This is a genomic window from Hydrogenophaga sp., from assembly GCF_011772445.1.
Classification (GTDB): Bacteria; Pseudomonadota; Gammaproteobacteria; order Burkholderiales; family Burkholderiaceae_C; genus Hydrogenophaga.
In genome coordinates this window covers 70,390-94,267 of record NZ_WVZN01000021.1, presented here as the reverse complement: position 1 = coordinate 94,267, position 23,878 = coordinate 70,390, and the positions used below count along the sequence as shown (strand labels likewise).

The 23,878-nt window shown below is 69.0% G+C and carries 16 protein-coding genes; 11 read left to right on the top strand and 5 right to left on the bottom strand.

Annotation, left to right across the window (positions count from 1 at the left end):
- The first annotated feature begins 6 nt into the window (after window positions 1-6).
- Together map and GTO19_RS08965 are read left to right on the top strand one after the other, a co-directional pair.
- A complete protein-coding gene (gene map, locus GTO19_RS08970; protein WP_291020746.1) occupies window positions 7-840 on the top strand; it encodes a type I methionyl aminopeptidase in 834 nt (277 codons plus the stop codon).
- A gap of 34 nt (window positions 841-874) precedes the next feature.
- Window positions 875-3,502: a [protein-PII] uridylyltransferase gene (locus GTO19_RS08965; RefSeq protein WP_291020846.1), complete on the top strand. Its 2,628-nt coding sequence runs from the start codon at window positions 875-877 to the stop codon at window positions 3,500-3,502.
- 138 nt (window positions 3,503-3,640) lie between these two features.
- Here GTO19_RS08965 and ligA read toward each other — a convergent pair whose 3' ends face one another.
- Genes ligA through smc form a run of 3 tightly spaced genes read right to left on the bottom strand, consistent with a single transcriptional unit; the run spans window position 3,641 to window position 10,423 of the window.
- The gene (gene ligA, locus GTO19_RS08960) at window positions 3,641-5,779 is read right to left on the bottom strand and encodes an NAD-dependent DNA ligase LigA (RefSeq protein ID WP_291020744.1); all 2,139 of its coding nucleotides are present in this window, start codon (window positions 5,777-5,779) and stop codon (window positions 3,641-3,643) included.
- The gene (locus GTO19_RS08955) at window positions 5,776-6,891 is read right to left on the bottom strand and encodes a cell division protein ZipA C-terminal FtsZ-binding domain-containing protein (RefSeq protein ID WP_291020742.1); all 1,116 of its coding nucleotides are present in this window, start codon (window positions 6,889-6,891) and stop codon (window positions 5,776-5,778) included. The genes ligA and GTO19_RS08955 overlap by 4 nt, the downstream gene beginning before the upstream one ends.
- Window positions 6,892-6,904: 13 nt before the next feature.
- Window positions 6,905-10,423 carry a chromosome segregation protein SMC gene (gene smc / locus GTO19_RS08950; protein ID WP_291020740.1) on the bottom strand — a complete coding sequence of 1,173 codons (3,519 nt, stop codon included), beginning with the start codon at window positions 10,421-10,423 and terminating at the stop codon, window positions 6,905-6,907.
- A 233-nt stretch (window positions 10,424-10,656) separates the two neighbouring features.
- Here smc and GTO19_RS08945 point away from each other — a divergent pair, with 233 nt between their 5' ends.
- The gene (locus GTO19_RS08945; RefSeq protein WP_291020738.1) at window positions 10,657-11,418 is read left to right on the top strand and encodes an MHYT domain-containing protein; all 762 of its coding nucleotides are present in this window, start codon (window positions 10,657-10,659) and stop codon (window positions 11,416-11,418) included.
- Window positions 11,419-11,439: 21 nt separating this feature from the next.
- Here GTO19_RS08945 and GTO19_RS08940 read toward each other — a convergent pair whose 3' ends face one another.
- Window positions 11,440-11,943 (bottom strand): hypothetical protein, encoded by a 504-nt coding sequence (locus GTO19_RS08940; protein ID WP_291020736.1) that lies wholly within the window; start codon window positions 11,941-11,943, stop codon window positions 11,440-11,442.
- Window positions 11,944-11,986: 43 nt separating this feature from the next.
- Window positions 11,987-13,477, bottom strand: coding sequence for a hypothetical protein (locus GTO19_RS08935; RefSeq protein ID WP_291020734.1), 1,491 nt, complete (start codon window positions 13,475-13,477; stop codon window positions 11,987-11,989).
- A gap of 200 nt (window positions 13,478-13,677) precedes the next feature.
- Between GTO19_RS08935 and dapC the strand changes: the two genes are divergently transcribed.
- The 8 genes from dapC (at window position 13,678) to GTO19_RS08895 (ending at window position 23,835) form a co-directional block, all read left to right on the top strand.
- A complete protein-coding gene (gene dapC, locus GTO19_RS08930) occupies window positions 13,678-14,901 on the top strand; it encodes a succinyldiaminopimelate transaminase (protein ID WP_291020733.1) in 1,224 nt (407 codons plus the stop codon).
- 34 nt (window positions 14,902-14,935) lie between these two features.
- Entirely contained in the window at window positions 14,936-15,769 is an 834-nt protein-coding gene (gene dapD / locus GTO19_RS08925; RefSeq protein WP_291020731.1) for a 2,3,4,5-tetrahydropyridine-2,6-dicarboxylate N-succinyltransferase, read from the top strand.
- 42 nt (window positions 15,770-15,811) lie between these two features.
- Window positions 15,812-16,972 (top strand): PilT/PilU family type 4a pilus ATPase, encoded by a 1,161-nt coding sequence (locus tag GTO19_RS08920; protein WP_291020729.1) that lies wholly within the window; start codon window positions 15,812-15,814, stop codon window positions 16,970-16,972.
- The gene (gene dapE, locus GTO19_RS08915) at window positions 16,972-18,144 is read left to right on the top strand and encodes a succinyl-diaminopimelate desuccinylase (protein ID WP_291020727.1); all 1,173 of its coding nucleotides are present in this window, start codon (window positions 16,972-16,974) and stop codon (window positions 18,142-18,144) included. Before GTO19_RS08920 ends, dapE begins: the two co-directional genes overlap by 1 nt.
- 4 nt (window positions 18,145-18,148) lie before the next feature.
- The gene (gene prmB / locus GTO19_RS08910; protein WP_291020725.1) at window positions 18,149-19,024 is read left to right on the top strand and encodes a 50S ribosomal protein L3 N(5)-glutamine methyltransferase; all 876 of its coding nucleotides are present in this window, start codon (window positions 18,149-18,151) and stop codon (window positions 19,022-19,024) included.
- On the top strand, window positions 19,021-20,982 hold the full coding sequence (locus GTO19_RS08905; RefSeq protein ID WP_291020722.1) for an ABC-F family ATP-binding cassette domain-containing protein: 1,962 nt from the start codon (window positions 19,021-19,023) through the stop codon (window positions 20,980-20,982). Before prmB ends, GTO19_RS08905 begins: the two co-directional genes overlap by 4 nt.
- Window positions 20,983-21,064: 82 nt before the next feature.
- Window positions 21,065-21,316, top strand: a complete 252-nt coding sequence (locus GTO19_RS08900; protein WP_291020720.1) for a GlsB/YeaQ/YmgE family stress response membrane protein — start codon at window positions 21,065-21,067, stop codon at window positions 21,314-21,316.
- 59 nt (window positions 21,317-21,375) lie between these two features.
- Window positions 21,376-23,835: an AI-2E family transporter gene (locus GTO19_RS08895; protein WP_291020718.1), complete on the top strand. Its 2,460-nt coding sequence runs from the start codon at window positions 21,376-21,378 to the stop codon at window positions 23,833-23,835.
- Window positions 23,836-23,878 lie beyond the last annotated feature (43 nt).

Genomic DNA, 23,878 nt, shown 5'->3' with positions numbered 1-23,878 from the left:
CGCCCCATGAGCATCACCTACAAGGACGCCGCCGGCATCGAGGGCATGCGCACCGCGTGCCGCCTCGCCTCCGAAGTGCTGGACTACCTCACGCCGCTGATCCAGCCGGGCATGACGACGCTCGAGATCGACCGCCTCTCGGCCGAGTACATGAAGCAGCAGGGCACGCGCTCGGCCACCATCGGCTACCAGCCCAGCGGCTACCCGCCCTACCCCGGCCACCTGTGCACCTCGGTCAACCACGTGGTGTGCCACGGCATCCCGAACGAGAAGCCGCTCAAGAAGGGCGACATCCTCAACGTGGACGTCACCGTCATCACGCCCGAGGGCTGGTACGGCGACAACAGCCGCATGTTCCTCATCGGCGGCGAAGCGGCCTGCTCCATCCAGGCCCGCCGCCTGAGCCAGGTCACCTTCGAGGCCATGTGGAAGGGCATCGTGCTGGTGCGGCCGGGCGCGCGCCTGGGCGACATCGGCCACGCGATCCAGACCTACGCCGAAAGCAACGGCTTCAGCGTGGTGCGCGAATTCTGCGGCCACGGCATCGGCCAGCGCTTCCACGAGGAACCCCAGGTGCTGCACTACGGCCGCCCGGGCACGCTGGAAGAGCTCAAGCCCGGCATGACCTTCACCATCGAGCCCATGATCAACGCCGGCCGGCGCGAGATCAAGGAACTGGGCGATGGCTGGACCATCGTCACGCGCGACCGCTCGCTCTCGGCCCAGTGGGAGCACACCGTGCTCGTCACCGAAACCGGCTACGAGGTGCTCACCTGGTCGGCCGGCAACATCGCGCCACCGGCCTTCGTCAACCCCGCTCCGGCCAGCGTCGCGGCCTGAGGGCAGCCCGCGCGTGGCAACGCCCCACAACGGCATGGACGAGCTCGCCGCGCTGCGGCAGCAGTACCGCGATCACAAGCAGGCGGTGTTCGCCGCCCTGCTGCAGACCGGCGCCTCCACCCGGGGCGTGCGCCAGGCCCTGCACCAGCTCGCCCGCCTCACCGACCAGACCCTGCGCACGCTCTGGCAGCGCGCGGGCTTCGGCCCGCGCTTCGCCCTGGTGGCCGTCGGCGGATATGGCCGCGGCGAGCTGTTCCCCCATTCCGACGTCGACGTGCTGGTGCTGCTGCCCCAGGGCTGCGAGCCCGACGCCGACGACACGCTCAAGACCCGCATCGAAGGCTTCATCGGCGCCTGCTGGGACCTGGGGCTGGAGATCGGCTCCAGCGTGCGCACCGTCGATGAGTGCGTGGCCGAGGCCGGGAAGGACGTCACCGTCCAGACCTCGCTGCTCGAATGCCGGCTCATCGCGGGCCATCAGGAAGGCTTCCGGCAACTGGTCACCCGCCTGGGCGAGGCCATGGACCCCAAGGCCTTTTTCGTCGCCAAGTCGCTGGAGATGCGCCAGCGCCACCACAAGTACGAGAACACGCCCTACGCGCTGGAGCCCAACTGCAAGGAATCGCCGGGTGGCCTGCGCGACCTGCAGATGATCCTGTGGGTGGCCAAGGCCGCGGGCCTGGGCCGCAGCTGGGACGAACTCGCCCGCACCGGCCTGGCCACACCGCTGGAGGCGCGCCAGATCAAGGCCAACGAGGCCCTGCTGAGTCTCATCCGCGCGCGGCTGCACCTCATCGCGCACCGGCGCGAGGACCGCCTGGTGTTCGACCTGCAGACCGCCGTGGCCGAGTCCTTCGGGTTCAAGGCGCAGCTGCCCGCGCCCGGTGAAACCAACCCGCGCGGCACACGCCGCGCGAGCGAGGCGCTGATGAAGCGCTACTACTGGGCGGCCAAGGCGGTCACGCAGCTCAATCAGATCCTGCTGCTCAACATCGAGGAACGACTGGGCGACACCGAGCCGGGCGTGCAGCGCCTGCGCCCCATCAACGAGCGCTTCTTCGACAAGGGCGGCATGCTCGAAGTGGCCAGCGACAACCTCTACATCCAGCAGCCGCACGCCATCCTGGAGAGCTTTCACATCTACCAGACCACCGTCGGCATCAAGGGCCTGTCGGCACGCACGCTGCGCGCGCTGTACAACGCGCGCCCGGTGATGAATGCGAAGTTCCGCGCCGACCCGGTCAACCGCGCGATGTTCCGCCGCATCCTCATGGAGCCGCAGGGCATCACCCACGCCATGCGGCTGATGAACCAGACCTCGGTGCTGGGGCGCTACCTCTGGGTGTTCCGCCACATCGTGGGGCAGATGCAGCACGACCTGTTCCACGTCTACACGGTGGACCAGCACATCCTCATGGTGCTGCGCAACATGCGCCGCTTCTTCATCCCCGAGCACTCGCACGAATACCCGTTCTGCTCGCAGCTCGCGGCCGGCTGGGACAAGCCCTGGATCCTGTACATCGCCGCCCTCTTCCACGACATCGCCAAGGGCCGTGGCGGCGACCACTCCGAACTGGGTGCCAGGGACGTGCGCAGCTTCTGCCGCCAGCACGGCATCGAGCGCGAGGACACGAAGCTGATCGAATTCCTGGTGAGCGAGCACCTCACCATGAGCCGGCTGGCGCAAAAGGCCGACCTGTCCGACCCCGACGTCATCGCCGACTTCGCGAAACGCGTGGGCAACGAGCGCTACCTCACGGCGCTGTACCTGCTCACCGTGGCCGACATCCGCGGCACCAGCCCCAAGGTGTGGAACGCCTGGAAAGGCAAGCTGCTGGAAGACCTGTACCGCTACACGCTGCGCGTGCTGGGCGGGCGTGCGCCCGACCCGGGCGCCGAGATCGAGGGCCGCAAACGCGAGGCCCTGCAGGTACTGGCCCTGCATTCCCTGCCCCACAACGCGCACAAGGCCCTGTGGGACACCTTGGACGTGAGCTACTTCATGCGCCACCAGGCCGACGAGATCGCCTGGCACACGCGCGTGCTCACGCGCGAACTCGCCAAGCCCGGGCGCGACCCGGGCCGCGCCATCGTGCGCGCGCGCCTTTCTCCGGCGGGCGAAGGCCTGCAGGTGCTGGTCTACGCGGCCGACCAGGCCGACCTGTTCGCGCGCATCTGCGGCTACTTCGACATGTCGCAGTTCAGCATCCTGGATGCGCGCGTGCACACCACGATGACGGGCCACGCGCTGGACACCTTCCAGGTGATCGTGCCCGAGATGGCCGAACACTACCGCGAGCTCGTGGCCATGGTCGAGGCCCGGCTGCCGCAGATCATCGACGAGCACGGCCCGCTGCCGCCGCCCACCAAGGGCCGGCTGTCGCGGCGCGTGAAAAGCTTCCCCATTACGCCGCGCGTGGACCTGCGACCCGACGAGAAAGCGCAGCGCTGGCTGCTGTCGGTCTCGGCCAGCGACCGCGCGGGCCTGCTCTACGGCATCTCGCGCGTGCTGGCGCGCCACGAGATCAGCGTGCAGCTCGCCAAGATCACCACCCTGGGCGAGCGCGTGGAAGACACCTTCCTCATCAGCGGGCCCGAGCTGCAGGTGAACAAGCGGCAGATCGAGATCGAGACGGAGCTGCTGGAGACGTTGGCGGGCTGAGGCACTTGTTGTCCTTCTTGCCGCCGGGCCGCACGCCCGAGCACCACAGGGAACCCTTCGCGAAGCGAAGGGCACCGCAGTGAAGCCGAACCGGCCATGGGCTCACCCCTGACACCGCCAACCAAGCCCCGACAGAGGCTAGTCAGCCCCCCCAAGCAGCCCCAGCATCGCCGCCTCGTCGATCACCGCCACGCCCAGCTCCTGCGCCTTGTCCAGCTTGCTGCCCGCCTCGGCGCCGGCCACCAGGTAGTCGGTCTTCTTGCTCACGGAGCCGGCCACCTTGGCACCGGCGGCTTCCAGCATGGCCTTGGCCTCCTCGCGCTTGAGCGTGGGGAAGGTGCCGGTGAGCACGAAGGTCTTGCCCAGCAGGGGCTGCGGGGTGTTGTGCTCGCCGTCGTTCTCGGGCCAGTGCACGCCGGCCGCGCGCAACTGCTCCACCACCTCGCGGTTGTGTGCCTGCTCGAAGAAGGTGCGAATGCTCTGCGCCACCACCGGGCCGACGTCGTTCACCTGCAGGAGCTCGTCCACGCTGGCGTCCATGATGCGGTCCAGGCTGCCGAAGTGGCGCGCGAGGTCCTTGGCGGTGGCCTCGCCCACGTGGCGGATGCCCAGGCCGAACAGCAGGCGCGGCAAGGTGGTCTCGCGACGCTTCTGCAAGGCGTCCAGCACGTTCTGCGCCGACTTCTCCGCCATGCGCTCCAGCCCCGCGAGCGCGGTGAGGCCGAGCTTGTACAGGTCCGGCAGGGTCTTGATGAGGCCGCTGTCCACGAGCTGCTCCACCAGCTTGTCGCCCAGGCCCTCGATGTCGACCGCGCGGCGCTGCGCGTAGTGCAGGATGGCCTGCTTGCGCTGCGCGGCGCAGAACAGGCCGCCGGTGCAGCGGTGATCGGCCTCGCCCTCCTCGCGCACGGCGTCGCTGCCGCACACGGGGCAGTGGGTGGGCATGGTGAACACGGGTGGGTCGCCCTCGCGCTTGTCGAGCAGCACGGAGACCACCTCCGGAATCACGTCGCCGGCGCGGCGCACGATGACCGTGTCGCCCACACGCACGTCCTTGCGGCGCGCCTCCATCTCGTTGTGCAGGGTGGCGTTGGTGACGGTGACGCCGCCCACGAACACCGGCGCCAGTTTGGCCACGGGCGTGAGCTTGCCGGTGCGGCCCACCTGCACGTCGATGGCCTGCACGGTGGTGAGCTGTTCCTGCGCGGGGTACTTGTGCGCCACGGCCCAGCGCGGCTCGCGGGAGACAAAACCCAACTCGCGCTGCAACTCCAAGGAATTGACTTTGTAGACCACCCCGTCGATGTCGTAGGGCAGCGCGTCACGCTGCTCGCCGATGTGGCGGTGAAAGGCGACAAGCTCGTTGGCACCGCGGCACACGGCCGTCTGCTCGGCGACAGGGAAGCCCCAGGATTTCAGACGCATGAGCCAGTCATATTGCGTGGCTGGGGGCTTCTCGTCGCCCACCACCTCGCCCCAGGAGTAGGCGAAAAAGCTCAGTGGCCGCTCCCGCGCGATGCGCGAGTCGAGCTGGCGCACCGCACCGGCGGCGGCGTTACGCGGGTTCACGAAGGTCTTCTCGCCTTTAGCGCCTTGCGCGATCTTTTCGCGCTGGCGTTCGTTCATGACCTCGAATTCGTCGCGGCGCATGTAGACCTCGCCGCGCACCTCGAGCACCTCAGGCACGTCTTGTGGCAGCTTCAGCGGAATTTGCTTGATGGTGCGCACGTTGTGCGTCACGTCCTCGCCAGTCTCGCCGTCGCCGCGCGTGGCGGCACGCACCAGCACGCCCTGTTCGTAGCGCAGACTCATGGCCAAGCCATCGAACTTGAGTTCAGCTACGTAGTCAATGACCGCTCCCTCGAGTACGCGGCCAGCCTCCTGCGAAAGCGGCCCCCGTTCTCCCTTGACGAACCGCCTTTGTTCGGAGGTCAAGAAGTTTCGAATCTGGGACTCGAACTTCTCGGGAGAAGACGTCGAAGAGTCGGTCTCGGTGCGGATGCTGAGCATGGGCACCGAGTGGCGCACTGGCACCAGGGTCTTTAGGATGGCGCCGCCCACACGCTGCGTGGGCGAGTCGGGCGTCATCAGCTCGGGGTGCTGCGCCTCGATGGCCTGCAGTTCCTGGAACAGGCGGTCGTACTCGGCGTCGGGGATTTTCGGCGCGTCGAGCGTGTAGTACAGGTGGGCGTGGTGGTGCAATTGGGCGCGCAGTTCGGCTGCGCGCTCGGCCGCCGGCACGGGTGGCGGCGGTTCGGCGAACAAATCAGGGGTCATGAGAACAATCGGCGGGCCTGCGGCGAGCCGGCGGCAAGGTCGCGCTCGTCGAGCGCGTCGTACAGGCTTTCCAGGTCGGTGCCGATGTGGTCCATGGCCTCGGTGGGCAGCGGCGCGCCCGCGTCGTCGGTGACCATGCCGTCCATGGCCTCGGCCAGGGCCTGCGCGGCCTGGCGCAGCCGGCCGAAGGGCTGTTCGTCGCGCGCGACGTGCGTCACCTCCAGCGACAGCGTGATCTCGCGCAGCGCGCTCTGCTCGGGGTCGTCGGCCATGGCGGCCTGGGGGTCGTAGCTCAGCACCAGCACGGGGGGCTGGCCGGGTTGACTGGCGGGCAGCACCATGCGCCCGGGCAGCGTGCCCGCCACGAAGCCCAGGCGGCTGGCGTGCTGCGACACGTAGCCCGGGCTCCAGGCGGCGCGGCGCGCGCGCAGGGTGAAGCCCAGTTGCGCGTCGTGGCCGCTGGCGAAGGCGTCGAGTTCGCGCGCGCGCGCCACCTCGGCGCGCATGTCGGGGAAATCGGGGCTGGCGCCCACGGCGTCGGCGAAGGCCTGGGTCTTGACCACGAACTCGGAGAATTCAATGTCGTTGAGCGGGCCGGCGCGGTTGGCCAGTTGCACGCCGGCTTGCAGCGCGCGGTAGCGCTGGTGCGGCCGGGCGCCTTCCCATTCGCCGCTGTGCGCGTTGAGGCCTTCCACCGCGAAGGGCTTGCTGCCCACGCGGCGCGTGGCCGGCAGGGCCGCGAGCACGGCGTCGCCCGAGACCTCGTGCTCCAGCGCCAGCGGCGCGATCACGTCAATCAGGGCGTCCAGCGCGGGGCCGGGGCGGCGCTCGGGCAGCGGCGCCAGGGTGGGCTCGATGGGCTCGGGTTCGTCCGCGTCCAAGGGAGTGGGCAGGTCCAGCACCGGGGACGAGCCGTCGTCGAGCACCGGTTCCTGCCGCTCGGCCGGCGCCGCGTCCAGCGGTGCCAGCACCGGCTCGACGCCCTCGCCCGCTGCCGCGCGCTCACGCACCGTGCGCGGCACGCTCTGGCGCGTGATCCAGGCGTTGTAAGCCACCACCGCCGCCAGCACGAGGCCGCCGACGATGGCCAGTCCGATCTGCAGGCTGGTCATGGTGCTTGAACCTTCAGGTGGCTTCGAGCATGCCGGCCGCGGACTCCATGTCCACCGCCACGATGCGCGACACGCCCTGCTCCTGCATGGTCACGCCGATGAGCTGCTGCGCCATCTCCATCGCGATCTTGTTGTGGCTGATGAAGAGGAACTGCGTTTCCTTGGCCATGGCGCTCACGAGGCGGGCATAACGTTCGGTGTTGGCGTCGTCCAGCGGCGCGTCCACCTCGTCGAGCAGGCAGAACGGCGCCGGGTTGAGCTGGAAGATGGCGAACACCAGCGCGATGGCGGTGAGCGCCTTCTCGCCGCCGGAGAGCAGGTGGATGGTCTGGTTCTTCTTGCCGGGCGGCTGGGCCATCACCTGCACGCCGGCGTCCAGGATCTCCTCGCCGGTCATCACCAGCTTGGCGTTGCCGCCGCCAAACAGCTCGGGGAACATGCGGCCGAAGTGCTCGTTGACGGTCTGGAAGGTGGACCCCAGCAGCTCGCGCGTCTCGTTGTCGATCTTCTTGATCGCGTCTTCCAGCGTGGTGATGGCCTCGTTCAGGTCGGCCGACTGCGCGTCGAGGAAGGTCTTGCGCTCGCGCGCGGCCGTCAGTTCGTCCAGCGCGGCCAGGTTGACCGCCCCCAGGCCCTGGATGTCGCGGTGCAGGCGGTCGATCTCGCCTTGCAGGCCGGCGAGGCGCACGTTGCCTTCGGTGATGCTCTGCGCGATGGCCGCGCGGTCGGCCTCGGCTTCGTCGAGCATCTGGCTGTACTGCTCCACGCCCAGGCGCGCGGCCTGTTCCTTGAGCTGGAAGTCGGTGATGCGGCTGCGCAGGGGCTCCAGCTCACGCTCCAGTTGCAGGCGGCGCTCGTCGCTGGCGCGCAGCTTCATGGTCAGGTCGTCGTACTGGCTGCGCAACGCGGCCAGGGCCTGCTCGCGCTCGGCCTTGGCGGCCAGCGCGTCCTGCAGGCCGGCCTGGGCGGCGGCGTCGGTCAGGCGCGAGAGCTCGTCCTGCGCGCGCTGCTGCTCGTCCGCCAGCGATTGTTCCTGCTGGCCCGCGGTGTCGATGGCGCGCTGCAGCTCGGCCTGGCGCGCCTGCAGGCTGCGCAGCGAGAAGGTGGCCTCTTGCGCCTGGCGCTCCAGCGAGCGCTGCTGCTCGCGCGCGTGGTTGAGTTTGCGTTCGGCCTCGATGACGGCGTCGTCGAGCTGAGCATGGCGCTCCTGGCTGTCGGCGAGCTGCATGTCCAGTTCCTCGAAGCGCGCCTCGGCGATCACACGGCGCTCCTGCAGGCCTTCGAGTTGCGCGTCCACCTCGGCCAGGTCGGCGTTGATCTGCTCGCTGCGCGCGCGCGTCTGCTCGGCCTGCTGCGTGAGGCGCAGGGCCTCCACCTGAAGCTCGTGTGACCGGCTCTGCGCCTCGGCGGCTTCGCGGCGCGCCACCACCAGGCGTTGGGAGGCGTCGGTGAACGCGGCGTCGGCGCGCACCAGGGCGGAACGCGCCTGCTCGGCAATGAGCGCCTGGGCCTTGAGCTGTTTGTCGAGGTTCTCGATCTCCTGCGCGCGCGCCAGCAGGCCGGCCTGCTCGTTGTCGGGCGCGTAGAAGCTCACGCTGTGCGCGCTGACGGCGTGCCCGCTGGCGACGTAGATGGCCTCGCCGGCCTGCAACTGGCCGCGCTGGGCCAGGGCCTCGTCGAGCGTGGCGGCGCTGTAGCAGCCGCGCAGCCAGTCGCCCAGCAGGGCCTGCTGGGCCGCGTCGTTCAGGCGCAGCCAACTGGCCAGGGGTTTGAGCGCGCCGTTGCCCGCACTGGCGGCGGCGCCCGGCGGCGGCTGGTAGAAGGCCAAGCGCGTGGGCGGCGCGTCGGTGGCGAAGGCGCGCACCATCTCCAGGCGCGACACCTCCAGCGCGCCCAGGCGCTCGCGCAGCGCGGCCTCCAGGGCGTTCTCCCAGCCGGTTTCCACGTGGATGCGACTCCACAGTCCTTGCAGGCTGTCGAGCCCATGCCTGGCCAGCCAGGGCTTGAGCTTGCCATCGGTGCGCACCTTCTCCTGCAGGGCCTTCAGCGCCTCCAGGCGCGCACTTAGGTCGGCCTGTTTCGCGGATTCGGCATTCACCGCGGCCTGCGCCTGGCGGCGGGCTTCATCCAGTTGCGGCACGCTGTCCTGCAGCTCGTGCAGGCGGGCGTCGGTTTCTTCGGCCAGGGCCCGGGCCGTGGCCATGGCCTCTTGCGCAGCGGCGACGCGGGCCTCGTCTGGCGCGGCCAGGGCGTTCTTGTCGGCCATCAGGCGCTCGCGGCGCTGGCCCAGGCCGCGCGACTGCTCCTCGACGTTGCGCTGCTCGGCCGCCAGCACCTGGATCTGCTGCTGCACCTGCGCGACGGCGCCGCGCTGCTCGGTGGAGCGGGCCTGCGCCGTGCGCAGCGCGTCTTCCAGCGCGGGCAGCGCGCCCACCTGCTCCTCGCCCTGGGCGGCCAGCACCACCGACTGTTCTTCGGCGCCGACGATCTTCTCGGCCAGTTCCTCGATCTCCACGGCTGCGTCCTGGCTGCGGGTGGACCAGGAGGCGATCTGCTCCTTCAATTGCGCCAGGCGTTGTTCCACGCGCTGGCGGCCTTCCACCACGAAGCGGATCTCGGCCTCCAGCTTGCCTACCTCGGCGCTGGCCTCGTACAGCTTGCCCTGGGCCTGGTTCACCTGGTCGCCGGCCGCGTAGTGGGCCTGGCGGATGGTTTCCAGCTCGCTCTCGATGCGGCGCAGATCGGCCGTGCGCGATTCGAGGTCGGTCGCGGCCTGGGCGGCGTCCTTCTGCACGCGGGCCTGCTCGGCCTCGGCGTCGGCGCGCTTGAGGAACCACAACTGGTGCTGCTTGAGCGTGGCCGAGGCGTTGAGCGCGTGGTACTGCGCGGCCACCTCGGCCTGCTTTTCCAGCTTGTCAAGGTTGGCGTTGAGCTCGCGCAGAATGTCTTCCACCCGGGTGAGGTTCTCGCGCGTGTCGGCCAGGCGGTGCGCGGTCTCGCGGCGGCGCTCCTTGTACTTGGAGACGCCGGCGGCTTCCTCCAGGAACAGGCGCAGCTCTTCGGGCTTGCTCTCGATGATGCGGCTGATGGTGCCCTGGCCGATGATGGCGTAGGCGCGCGGGCCCAGCCCGGTGCCCAGGAAGACGTCCTGCACGTCGCGGCGGCGCACCGGCTGGTTGTTGATGTAGTAGCTGCTGGTGCCGTCGCGCGTGAGCACGCGCTTGACCGCGATCTCGGTGAACTGTCCCCATTGGCCGCCGGCGCGGTGGTCGCTGTTGTCGAACACCAGTTCCACGCTGGCGCGGCTGGCCTGCTTGCGGCTGGTGGTGCCGTTGAAGATCACGTCCTGCATGGACTCGCCGCGCAGTTCGGAGGCCTTGGACTCGCCCAGCACCCAACGCACCGCGTCCATGATGTTGGACTTGCCGCAACCGTTGGGGCCCACCACGCCCACCAATTGACCGGGCAGCATGAAGTTGGTGGGTTCGGCGAAGGACTTGAAGCCGGAAAGCTTGATCGAATTGAGGCGCACGGCGGTCCGGGTGATGCGGCGTTGGCGGGAGGCGGCGGGTCCGGACGGGCGGACCCTCGCGGGATGATACCTGCGGCTCTGTGGCGCCCCCGAACGGCAAGGATGGTGCGGTTTTTAACGGGACGTTTTAACGGCGTCGGCCATTGGGCACAGGTAACAGCTTGTTTCATCAGAAGCATGCCAACAGAATCGGCCACGTTCTGCAAACCAAGTCATCACACCGCGCCTTCCCCATGAACACCATCGTCAACACCAACTGGGATCCCGGCCTCATCGCCCTGTCTTTCGCTTTCGCCGTCATCGGCTCCTTCGTGGCCCTCAGCGCGGCCACCCGCATCCGCAACCGGCGCGGCGCGCTGGACTGGAACAGCGTGTTCACCGTGGGCATCGCCCTGGGTGGCGTGGGCGTGTGGTCCATGCACTTCATCGGCATGCTGGCCCTGCAGATGGACGTGGGCAGCAGCTACGCCATGCTGGAAACGCTGACTTCCCTGGTGGCCGCCATCCTGGCCACCGCCGGTTCGGTGGCCTTCGCCGCGCAACGGCCCGAGAGCTTCACCCGGCTGCTCAGCGCAGGCGTGCTGCTGGGCATGAGCGTGGTGGTCATGCACTACCTGGGCATGTTCGGCCTGAAGATCTACGGCTTCATCACCTGGGACATGGCGCTGGTGGGCGCGTCCATGGTGATCGCCGTGGTGGCCGCCACCGCGGCGCTCTGGCTGGCCTTCAACAGCAAGACCCTGGCGCGCCGCGTGGCCGCCTCGGTGGTGATGGGCATCGCCGTGTGCGCCATGCACTACACCGGCATGGCCGCGGCCGAGTTCGTGTGCACCACCACCGAACGCGCCGCCATTCCGCAGGGCACGGGCTTCATCTCGGCCTTCCGCCTGCCGCTGCTGGTGATCGCCACCACGGTGATGCTGACCGTGCTGCTGTCGCTGGATCAGCTGTACCAGCACCTGCGGGGGCGGGCGCTGCGGGCCGCGCGCGCCTGACAGGGCAAGCGCCCCGGCGGGTCAGGCCCGCGGCAGCAGGAACAGGCTGCCGTGGGCCTCGGCCACTTCGCCAGCGTCTGGCGCGCCTCCCTCGGAAGCCGCCATGGGCGTGCCCGCGTCAGCCGCTGCGGCCATTGACGCCAGGCGCCGGGAAAAGACGTCGAACGCGCGCGAGAAATCGTCCAGCGTCCAGGCGCCCACCGACGCCCGCAAGGCCAGCGTGGTTCGCCCGGTGACGAGGTCCTCGTGCAGCCACCACTGGCCCAATTCGTCACGACCGAGGTCGTCGATCGCTTCCTGGTCGCCGTCGTCAGCGCCGACACCATCCGCGTGTGACGCGTGTCCGTCGAACGGATGCGCGCAGATCAGCGCCGTGTCATCGACCGGGCACCAGTCGATGGCGACGCAGTGTCCGTCGATCGGCGACAGCAGGGTGAAGGCGTCGTCGGGTGAGCGGCCACCCGGCTGGGCGCCGGGCAGTAGCAGGTAGGCCTGGACGAGTTTGGCGAGGTGGGTGCGCGACATGGGGGTATCCGCTGGGCCGTGCAAGAGAGATGGTCGACGCCCGTCAACCCACGAGGCTGGCGTTGGCGTCCGGCGTTGCCGTCGCCTGCCAGACCCCGTTCAGGTGTTCGCTCCGTTGGAGCCACCGATCGATGCTGGCGGGCTTGAACGCCTCGCCAAGCGCCTGCTTCAGCAGGCTGCGTGCGGGTGGCGGCAGCACCTCCATCCAGTTGGCGAGGATCTTGGCGGGCACATCCGCGTCCTTGCCGGGGCCGTCGAATTCCGCCACCCGGTTCACGACCGACCTCACGAGCACGTCGACCTCTGCGCTCACACCGTCCGCGGAGAGATCGGCAATCCGCTCCAGCAGCGGTTGGACATAGGCCCGGTGACGGCCCATCAGGTCCTGTCTTGCTGAGGTGGAACTCAGATAACGCCATGCCAGGGCCGGGGCCGTGTTGACCAACTCGCGGAACAGACCGAGCTTGTCGCCGTACATGACAGCGTGCCCGTCAAACACTTCACTGTCTTGCGCTTCGTAGATCGCGTTCAGCAGTGGCGGGCTCTCGAAGATCAGAGCCCGGTCCCGCTCATCCGACAGGTTCATCTCCTCAAGGAAGGCCAGCACGCACTCTTTCTTTTCGGCGTCGTCACTGAATTTTTTCTCGGCCAGCGTCACGTTCTCGTGGGCTGCGTTCCAGCCTTTGACGAACGCCGTGTCGGTTTGAAACTCGGGAAGCCTGGACTCCTTGTCGAGCAGCTTGAAGAGATCACCCACCGTCCAGATGGGCGCCGCCGCCAACAACAGGCCCAGTTCGTCCAGGATGGGGCCAAGCTCGGAACCCGTCGCTTGCCGGGCGTTTGCCAATCGATCCGTGAACAGCCGGGTGTACGCCGCATCAAACGCCATCATGGCCGCCAGACGATCGTTCGTCGCGGGCCCCATCCAATGGCGGCTTGCGTGGTCGTGGAAGCGCCATGCCTGCATTTCTCGGATCAGTGCCACCAGACTGGTGGTGTCCAGTGCTGCCAGGAACCTGAAGATCAGCTCAGGTGGCAGGACGTAAGCGATCAAGTCCCACGCGTGTTGGGCGTGCATCTGCAACTGCCCATCCCCGTTCACGCCGAAGGGATTCATGTCCTCAACCACAGTCCGGGCATGGGCCCCCTGCGCGCCGTCGAAGCACCTCAGCGCCTGCTCCACCGACAGCCCCAAGGCCTTGCGCACAGGCTCGAAATTGGACGGTAAAGCCCGCGCCGCTTCCGATGCGAGCTTGACCGTCTCGTTCACCACCGGCGCGTCGTCGGGCCGGCGGTTGGTCGATGCAGAGGGCTTCCGGGTGTTCTTGAGCGCACTGGGGATGGTGGGCGGCCTGCTCTTGGCCTTTGAGCGCTGAACAGGCTTCGCATTGTCCGCCTGGTGGCCGCCGGGCTTCCCGGACTTGTTGCTCTTGCGTGCCTTTTCGCTGCCGCTCGAACTGTCGTCAAGGCGCTCGTATTTCGCACGTCGACCGAACGTGAGCTTGGAGGAGAAGGTGGAGGAAAAGGATCTCATCGGGAAGCCTGAAAAAATGGGGCAAGTCACGCTGGTCGCCGGCAGCGACGGCACCGCGTCCGGCGTTGTGACGGGTGCCGCTTCGTGGTGGCGCACCGCCGCCACGTTCCCGCCCCAGCCATCCAGCCGGCCTGTCGACCCGCCGTCATGAATCGCCGATCGCCCGGCGCATACCCCCGCACCCCCGATAATCCCGGGCCATGAACCCCCTGCTCCAGCGGCTGCAGCCCTACCCCTTCGAGCGGCTGCGCCAGCTCTTCGCGGGCGTCAAGCCCTCGCCCGCCCACCACCCCATCAGCCTGGGCATCGGCGAACCGAAGCACGCGGCCCCCGATTTCCTCAAGCGCGCCCTGGCCGACGCTCTGGACGACGGCCTGTCGAACTACCCCGCCACCGCCGGCACCCCGGCGCTGCGCGAAGCCTGTGCCGGCTGGGTGCAACGCCGCTACGGCGTGGCGCTCGACCCGGCCACGCAGGTACTGCCCATCAACGGCTCGCGCGAGGCGCTGTTCGCCTTCGCCCAGGTGGTAGTCGACCCCACCCGGCCCGGCGCCACGGTGCTCTGCCCCAATCCCTTCTATCAAATCTACGAAGGCGCGGCCCTGCTCGCGGGCGCCGAGCCGCACTACGTGCCCAGCGTGGCGGAACGCAACTTCGCCGTGGACTGGGACGGCGTACCCGAAGACGTGTGGGCCCGCACCCAGCTCATCTACGTCTGCTCCCCCGGCAACCCGGCTGGCGCCGTGATGCCGCTGGACGAGTGGCGCCGCCTGTTCGAGCTGAGCGACCGGCACGGCTTCGTCATCGCCTCGGACGAGTGCTACAGCGAGATCTGGTTCCGCGACGAGGCGCCCCTGGGCGGCCTGCAGGCCGCCCAGCAACTCGGCCGCACGGATTTCCGCCGTCTGATCGCCTTCACCAGCCTGTCCAAGCGCAGCAACGTGCCCGGCCTGCGCAGCGGCTTCGTGGCGGGCGACGCCGCGCTCATCAAGCCCTTCCTGCTCTACCGCACCTACCACGGCGGCGCCATGAGCCCGGTGGTGCAGGAGGCCAGCATCGCCGCCTGGAGCGATGAAGACCATGTGGTGGAGAACCGCCGCCTGTACCGCGAGAAATTCGCCCAGGTCACGCCCCTATTGGCCGAGGTGCTCGACGTGGCCCTGCCCGACGCCTCGTTCTACCTGTGGGCCGGCGTGCCCGCCCGCTTCGCCTCGCACACCCCCGGTCTCAGCGCGGACGAGGCCTTCGCCCGCGAACTGCTCGCTCAATACAATGTGACCGCCCTGCCCGGCAGCTACCTCGCGCGCACCGCGCGGGGCACCAACCCCGGCACCGGCCGGGTGCGCCTGGCCCTGGTTGCCGGCGTCGACGAGTGCCTCGAAGCCGCGCAGCGCATCGCTGCCTTCTGCCGCGCCAACGCCTGACCCCGTTTCCCTTGAACCTCAACGTTTCATTCCAATGAGCCAACAACTGCAAGCCATCATCGACACCGCCTGGGACAACCGCGCCACGCTCTCGCCGTCGGCCGCGCCGAAAGAGGTGGGCGATGCGGTCGAGCACGTGATCGCCGAACTCAACAAGGGCCGCCTGCGCGTGGCCACGCGCCAGGGCGTGGGCCAGTGGACCGTGAACCAGTGGATCAAGAAGGCCGTGCTGCTGTCCTTCCGCCTCAAGGACAACGAGATCATGCGCGCCGGCGACCTGGGCTTCTTCGACAAGGTGCAGACCAAGTTCTCCCACCTCTCGGCCGACGAAATGAAGGCCACCGGCGTGCGCGTGGTGCCGCCGGCCGTGGCCCGCCGCGGCAGTTTCATCGCCAAGGGCGCGATCCTCATGCCCAGCTACGTGAACATCGGCGCCTATGTGGACGAAGGCACCATGGTCGACACCTGGGCCACCGTGGGCAGTTGCGCCCAGGTGGGCAAGAACGTGCACCTCTCCGGCGGCGTGGGCCTGGGCGGCGTGCTCGAGCCGCTGCAGGCCAACCCCACCATCATCGAGGACAACTGCTTCATCGGCGCGCGCTCCGAGGTCGTCGAGGGCGTCATCGTCGAGGAGAACTCGGTGCTGGGCATGGGCGTGTATATCGGCCAGAGCACCCCTATCTTCAAGCGCGACACCGGCGAGATCCTCTACGGCCGCGTGCCCGCGGGCAGCGTGGTCATCAGCGGCGGCCTGCCCAAGCAGACGGCGGACGGCAAGGCCTACAGCACCTACGCGGCGGTCATCGTCAAGACGGTGGACGCGCAGACGCGCGCCAAGACCAGCCTGAACGACCTTCTGCGCGATTGATCGATTGAGTTCAACCCACCCCATCTGAGCGAGGGAGACGGCATGAGCAGCGGAACGATGGAGCGCATCCTGCGCCTGATGGCCGAGAAACGCGCCTCCGACGTGTACCTCACGGCGCACGCGCCGGCGATGATCAAGATCAACGGCCAGACCATCCCCATCAACAGCCAGGTGCTGCCGCCCGAGGCGCCGCGCAACCTGCTGTCCGAGATCATTCCCGCCACGCGCATGGAAGAGCTGCTGGAAACCGGCGAGCTCAACATGGGCGTGCCGCTCGACGGGCTGGGCAACTTCCGCGTGAGCGCACTGCGCCAGCGCGGCTCCATCGCGGTGGTCATCCGCTACGTGCCCAGCGACATCCCCGCGCTGGACACGCTCAACGTCGCGCCCATCCTGGCCGACCTGATCATGGAAAAGCGCGGGCTGATCCTGATGGTGGGCGCCACCGGCGCCGGCAAGAGCACCACCATGGCCGCCATGATCGACCACCGCAACGAGCGCGTCAGCGGCCACATCCTCACGGTGGAAGACCCGATCGAGTACACCTACCGCAACCGCAAGTCGGTGGTGAACCAGCGCGAGATCGGGCCGGACACAGCCTCGCTGCAGGTGGCGCTGAAGAACGCGCTGCGCCAGGCGCCCGACGTGATCCTCATCGGCGAGATCCGCGACCGCGAGACCATGTCGGCCGCCATCGCCTATGCCCAATCGGGCCACCTGGTGCTGGCCACCTTGCACGCCAACAACAGTTACCACGCGCTCAACCGCATCCTGAGCTTCTACCCCGTGGAGGTGCGTCCCACCATGCTGGGCGACCTGGCGGCCGCGCTGCGCGCCATCGTCTCGCAGCGGCTGCTGCGCACCCAGCAGGGCAACGCCCGCGTGCCGGCCATGGAGGTGCTGCTCAACACCGCCTTGATCGCCGACCTGATCCAGAAGGCCGATTTCTCCGGCGTGCGCGAGGCGATGGAGAAGTCCCTCGCCGAAGGCTCGCAGACTTTCGAGCAGGACCTGGCGCGTCTCATCCACGAAGGCCTGGTCTCGCGCGAGGAGGGCCTGGCGCACGCCGATTCGCCCAACAACCTGCTGTGGCGCCTGCAGAACGACTTCGAGCACAGCCGCTCCAGCAGCTTCGAAGCCGCCGAAGAGGAAGCCAGCGACGCGCCTTCGTTCACCGAGTTCACGCTCGACGTCAAATTCTGATGACAGATACCCTGCGCCTCGCCGAGGCGCTCATCGCCCTGCCCTCCGTCACCCCGCGCGACGCGGGTTGCCTCGAGCTGATCGCGGCCCGGCTGCAGGCCATTGGCTTCGTCTGCGAACGCCTCGACAGCGGGCCCGAGGACTTCCGCGTGAGCAACCTCTGGGCGCGGCGCGGCACGGGCGATCGGCCCACGCTGGTCTTCGCCGGCCACACCGACGTGGTGCCCACCGGCCCGCTGGAGGCCTGGACCAGCGATCCCTTCGTGCCCAGCCACCGCGACGGCGCCCTGTTCGGGCGCGGCGCCAGCGACATGAAGACCTCCATCGCGGCCATGGTCGTGGCCTGCGAGCGGTTTCTGGCCGAGCACGCCGACCCCGCCATCGACATCGCCTTCCTGCTCACCAGCGACGAGGAAGGCCCGGCGCTGGATGGCACCGTGGTGGTGTGCAACGCCCTCAAGGCGCGTGGCGAGCGGCTCGACTGGTGCATCGTGGGCGAGCCCACCTCGGTGGAGCGCACCGGCGACATGATCAAGAACGGCCGGCGCGGCACGCTCAGCGGCAAGCTCACCGTCAAGGGCATCCAGGGCCACATCGCCTACCCGCACCTGGCGAAGAACCCCATCCACCTGGCCGCACCCGCCTTGGCCGAGCTGGCGGCCACCGAATGGGACCGCGGCAATGACTTCTTCCCGCCCACGAGCTGGCAGATCAGCAACATCCACGGCGGCACCGGCGCCAGCAACGTCATTCCGGGCACGGTCGTGATCGACTTCAACTTCCGCTTCAGCACCGAGCGCACACCCGAATCGCTGCAGGCGCAGGTGGTCGAGATCCTCGCGCGCCACGGCCTGCGGGCGGGCGCTGACCACGACATCGCCTGGACGCTGGGCGGACGCCCCTTCCTCACCACGCCGGGCACGCTGGTGGACGCCGTGCGCGACGCGATCCGCACCGAAACCGGCGTCGAGACCGAACTCTCCACCACCGGCGGCACCAGCGATGGCCGCTTCATCGCGGCCGTGTGCCCGCAGGTGCTGGAACTGGGCCCGCCGAACGCCACCATCCACAAGGTCGACGAGCACGTGCGGCTCGCCGACATCGAACCCCTGACCGCGATCTACCGCCGCACGCTGCAGCACCTGCACGAACGCGCGCTCCAGACCGCCTGACAACGTGAACCTGCAAGAACTGCTGGCCCAGGCCGAATCGCGCCTGGCCGCCGCGAACCTGGCCTATGGCCACGGCACCACCAACGCCCGCGACGAGGCCGCCTGGCTCGTGCTGTGCCGCCTGGGCCTGCCACTCGATACCGAGCTCGACGCACACGCCACCGACGCCGTCTCCCCCGACGCGGCTGCCGCGGTCAACGCCTTGATCGACCGGCGCATCACCACACGCGAACCCGCCGCCTACCTCACGCAAGAGGCCTGGCTGCAGGGCGTGCCCTTCCACGTGGACCGCCGCACCATCGTGCCGCGCAGCTTCATTGCCGAGCTCATCGCCAACGGCGGCATCGACCCCTGGTTGAGCGACACCACCGTTCGCGTGCTGGACCTGTGCACCGGCAACGGCAGCCTGGCCGTGCTCGCGGCCATGGCATGGCCCGAGGTGCGTGTCACCGGCGCCGACCTCTCTCGCGAAGCGCTGCAGGTGGCGCGCATCAACGTGGACAAGCACGGCCTGGCCGATCGCATCACCCTCATCGAAAGCGATGGCCTCGCCGCCTGCCCCGGCCCCTGGGACCTCATCCTCTGCAACCCGCCCTACGTGAACAACCGCAGCATGGCCGAGCTGCCACCCGAGTTCCGCGCCGAGCCCGCGCTCGCGCTGGCGGGTGGGGCCGACGGCATGGACTTCATCCGCGCCTTCCTGCGTGACGCGCCTGCGCAGCTGGCCCCGCAAGGCGTGCTGGTGCTCGAGATCGGTCACGAGCGCGCCTACTTCGACCTGGCCTTCCCGCGCGTAAGCCCCGTGTGGCTGAGCACCAGCGCCGGCGATGACCAGGTGCTGCTGCTCACACGCGACGACCTGCTGGAGGCCTCGGCATGATCGTCGTCCGCGATGTGGTGCTGCGCCGCGGCACCAAGGTGCTGCTTGACGGCGCCTCGCTCACCATCAACCCCGGCGAAAAGGTGGGCCTGGTGGGCCGCAATGGCGCGGGCAAGTCCAGCCTGTTCCGTCTGCTCGACGGCAGCCTGCACGAAGACAAGGGCGAGTTCAGCGTGCCCGCGCAGTGGCGCATGGCCCAGGTCGCGCAGGACATGCCCGAGACCGACCAGAACGCCACGCGCTTCGTCGTCGAAGGCGACACCACCCTGCTCGCGGCCGAGCGTGAGGTGGCGCAGGCCGAGGCCAGCGACGACGGCGAGCGCATGGCCCACGCCTACATGGCCCTGCACGACGCCGGCGCGCACGACGCCACGGCACGCGCGCAAGCCCTCATCCTCGGCCTGGGCTTCCGGCTCGACGAACTCGAGCGCCCGGTGGACAGTTTCTCCGGCGGCTGGCGCATGCGCCTGCAGCTCGCGCGCGCCCTCATGTGCCCGAGCGAACTGCTGCTGCTCGACGAGCCCACCAACCACCTGGACCTGGACGCCCTGGTGTGGCTGGAGGCCTGGCTTCAGCGCTACCCCGGCACCCTGCTCGTCATCAGCCACGACCGCGAATTCCTCGACGCGGTGACCGACGTCACCGTGCACATCGAGCACGCCCAGCTCAAGCGCTACGGCGGCAACTACAGCCGCTTCGAGGACATGCGCGCCGAGCAGATGGCCCTGCAGCAGGCCGCCTTCGCGCGCCAGCAGGACAAGATCGCCCACCTGCAGAAGTTCATCGACCGCTTCAAGGCCAAGGCCAGCAAAGCCAAACAGGCGCAAAGCCGCGTGAAGGCGCTGGAGCGCATGGAGCGCATCGCACCCGTGCTGGCCGACGCCGAGTTCAGCTTCGAGTTCAGCGAACCCGCCAGCCTGCCCAACCCCATGCTGGTGCTGCAGGACTGCGACTTCGGCTACCCCGGCGAGCGCGGCGCGCCGCCCACCACCATCGTGCGCGGGGTCAACCGGTCTGTGCTCGCGGGCCAGCGCATCGGCATCCTGGGCGCCAACGGCCAGGGCAAATCCACGGTGGTCAAGACCATCGCACGCACGCTGGCGCCGCTGGCCGGCACCGTCACCGAAGGCAAGGGCCTGAACATCGGCTACTTCGCTCAGCAGGAACTCGACGTGCTGAGCCCGCGCGACAACCCGCTGGAGCACATGATCCGCCTGGCCAGGGAATGCGCCGCGCAAGGGCGCCTGAGCGGCCAGCCCACGCGTGAGCAGGACTTGCGCAGCTTCCTCGGCACCTTCAATTTCACTGGCGACCAGGTCTTCCAGGCGGTCGGCAGCATGAGCGGTGGCGAGAAGGCGCGCCTGGTGCTGTGCATGATCGTCTGGCAGCGGCCCAACCTGCTCCTGCTGGACGAGCCCACCAACCACCTCGACCTCGCCACGCGCGAGGCGCTGTCCATCGCGCTCAACGAGTTCGAAGGCACGGTGATGCTGGTGAGCCACGACCGCTCCCTGCTGCGCGCGGTGTGCGACGAGTTCTGGCTGGTCTCGCGCGGCGGCATCGCGCCCTTCGATGGCGACCTCGACGACTACCAGCGCTACCTGCTCGACATGGCCAAGCAGGCGCGCGAGGCGCAACGCGTGGCCGCTCGCGCGGAGGCGCCCGCCCCCGCCCCGGTGGCCGCGCCCGCCGAGGACCGGCGCGCCGACGCCCAGCGGCAGAAGGCCATCGCCGAGCGTCTGCGCCCGATCAAAAAGGAACTGGCCCAGGTGGAGCAGCGCATGGCCGCACTGACGCAGGAGCGCGAGCGCCTGGAGGCCGATCTGCTCACCACGCCCGAGCCGGCGAAACTGGCCGAGCTCGGCAAGCGCCTGAAGGCGGTGGAGGCCGAGAACGGCACCGTCGAGGCGCGCTGGCTCGAACTCAGCGAAGCCATCGAGCAGGCACAACAGGCCTGAGCCACGCGCGCTGGAAGCGCGCTACAGTGGGCCCGGGCCGTCCAACGGCGGCCCGTTCCAACCCCCACAGGAGGCTCCCACCATGATGTCCATTCTCGGCACCATCCTCATCGGTCTCATCGCCGGCTTCGTGGCCCGCATGCTCAAGCCCGGCGACGACAGCATGGGCTGGATCATGACGGCCGTGCTCGGCATCGCGGGCGCTTTCGTCGCCACCTACCTGGGCGCGGCGCTCGGCTTCTACGCACCGGGCCAGGCGGCCGGCTTCATCGCCTCCGTCATCGGCGCGATCGTGCTCCTGGTGATCTGGGGAATGTTCAAGGGGAAGAAGTAACCGGCGACGCTTCCCGCAGGGGCGGACGTCCGCCCGGCCGGGAAGGGAGACACCCGCACATGCCCCTGACCCACGCCCCCGAGCAGAAGCGCCCCGCCGACCGCGTGGCCGTGCCGCCGCCGCAGGCGGAAACCGACACGCTCGCCGCCGCCAAGATCGTGCACATCGCCGCGGGCGCGCTGCTCGTGGCGCTGGTGCTGGCGGGCCTGTACCTTGGCCGCGAGATCCTGATCCCGCTCGCCCTGGCCATCCTGCTGGGATTCGTGCTCGGTCCGCTGGTGACGCGTCTGCGCCGTTGGGGCCTGCCGCACCTGCTGTCCGTCATCACCGTGGTGACGCTCGCGCTGGCGCTGATCGGCGGCTCCTTCGCCTTCATGGCGAGTGAAGTGCGCGAACTCAGCGCCGAGCTGCCCACCTACCAGCAGACCATCAAGCGCAAGCTGGTCGACCTGCGCCAGGCGGTGCGCGCACCGGGCATGTTCGACGGGATCACACGCACCGTCACGCTGGTGCAGCGCGAGGCCAGCAACATCGCGGCCGAGGCCACCGCCAAACCCTCCGGTGCCTCCCGGGTGCAGCAAGTCGAGATCCTGGGAGAAAGCCGCTCACCGCTGGACCGTGCCCTGGAAGGCCTCGAGCGCGTCGCCAGCCCCCTGCTCACGGCGGGCATCGTGCTGGTCTTCACCTTCCTGATCCTGCTCGACCGCCTCGATCTGCGCGACCGCCTCATACGGCTCGTGGGCGGCAATCTGCACCGCGCCACCGACGCCATGGACGAAGCGGGCGAGCGCATCTCGAGCTACCTCATCGTCCAGTTGTGGGTCAACCTGAGCTATGGCATCCCGATGGCCCTCGGGCTCTGGCTACTGGGCGTACCGGGCGCGTTCCTCTGGGGCGCCGTGGCGGCGGTGATGCGTTACGTGCCCTACGTCGGCCCGATGGTCTCGGCGGTGTTCCCGCTGGCCCTGGCCTTCGCCGTCGACCCCGGCTGGTCCACGGTGCTGTGGACGCTGGCCCTCATCGTGCTGCTGGAACTCATCAGCAACAACATCGTCGAGCCCTGGCTCTATGGCACGAGCACCGGCCTGTCGGCCATCTCGCTCATCGTGGCCGCCACCTTCTGGACCGCGCTGTGGGGGCCGGTGGGGCTGGTGATGTCCACGCCCTTGACGGTCTGCCTCCTGGTCATCGGACGACACCTGCCCGCGCTGCAGTTCTTCAACATCCTGCTGGGAAGCGCGCCCGCGCTGGACGCGCCCACTCGCCTGTACCAGCGCCTGCTGAGCGGCGACGTTGACGAAGCCGTGGAGCTGGGCCTCGAACTGGCGCAAGAGGCCGACTCGCCGCCGGCCTTCTACCAGGACTGCGCCCTGCCCGTGCTGCGCCGCACGGTGGCCGACTACCAGACGGTGTCGACCTCGGAACACCGGCTGCGCCTCATCACCGGCATGGAAGCACTGCTGGACGAGCTCCACGAGCCGACACCACCGGCGCACCAGGCCACGCCCACCGTGCTGTGCCTGGGCGCCAAGTGGGAGGTCGACACCCTGGCCGCGCGCATGCTGGCCCATTCCCTGGCGCTGGAGGGCACACCCGCACGCGCGGACACGGCCCTGGCCAGCAGCGCGGAATCGCTGGCCGACATCAGCGGGCCCGCGCCGCGCACGGTCTGTCTGTCCCTGTTTGCGCCCGAGCCCTGGCGCACGGCAAGGCGCGCCTGCCGCCGCGTCCAGCGGCGCTGGCCGCAGGCCCGCATCGTCGTCTGCGCCTGGAACGTCGACGACAAGGCGCTCGCCGATCCGGCGCTGGCGGAGACGCTGGGTGCCGACGCCGTGGCCGACTCCCTCGTCGAAGCCGTCCTGCGCGCGCAAGAAAGCCTGGGCGCCACCGCCACCGAGTGGGAGAAGGCACCCGAACCGCCCCACGATGCGCAGCGCGTGCGGCAGTTGCGTGCGCTGGGCACACTCGACGAGCCGGCGCTGAGCGAGCTGTTCGAGCGCACCGCGCAGCGCGCGTCGTCGATCTTCGACGTGTCCGCGGCCATGGTCACGGTGGTCACCGAGAGCGAGTTGCGCGTGTTGGGGTTTCACGGCGCGCTGCGCAGCTCCGTGGAGGGTCAGGACGTGGTGATCGACAGCGGCAAGGCCTTTGAACGGCCGCGTGAACGCGCCCTGTGCGGCCATGTGGTGGCTCGCGACGAGGTGCTGCTCGTGCCCGACATCGCGAAGGACCCCCGCTTCGCCGCCAATCCGGACCTGCGCGCCGCGGGCCTGCGCTTTTATGCGGGTGCACCGCTGCGCATGAAGCGTGGCGGCGCGATCGGCTCCTTGTGCCTGCTCGACACCGAACCGAAACGATTGAGCGAGCGCGACATCAAGCTCTTGCAGGGCATGGCGCAGGACCTGATGCAGGCGATCGCCCGACACAAGCCACACGCTGACGTGGAAGCCGCCGAGGCCGAAGCGCCTGAAGAGCCCAAATCCTCCGCGACCGTGGGCCAGGTCGTTCCCGACACCTGAGCTCTCAGGGACAAACAGAGCGGAAAATTGCGGACAAGAAAAA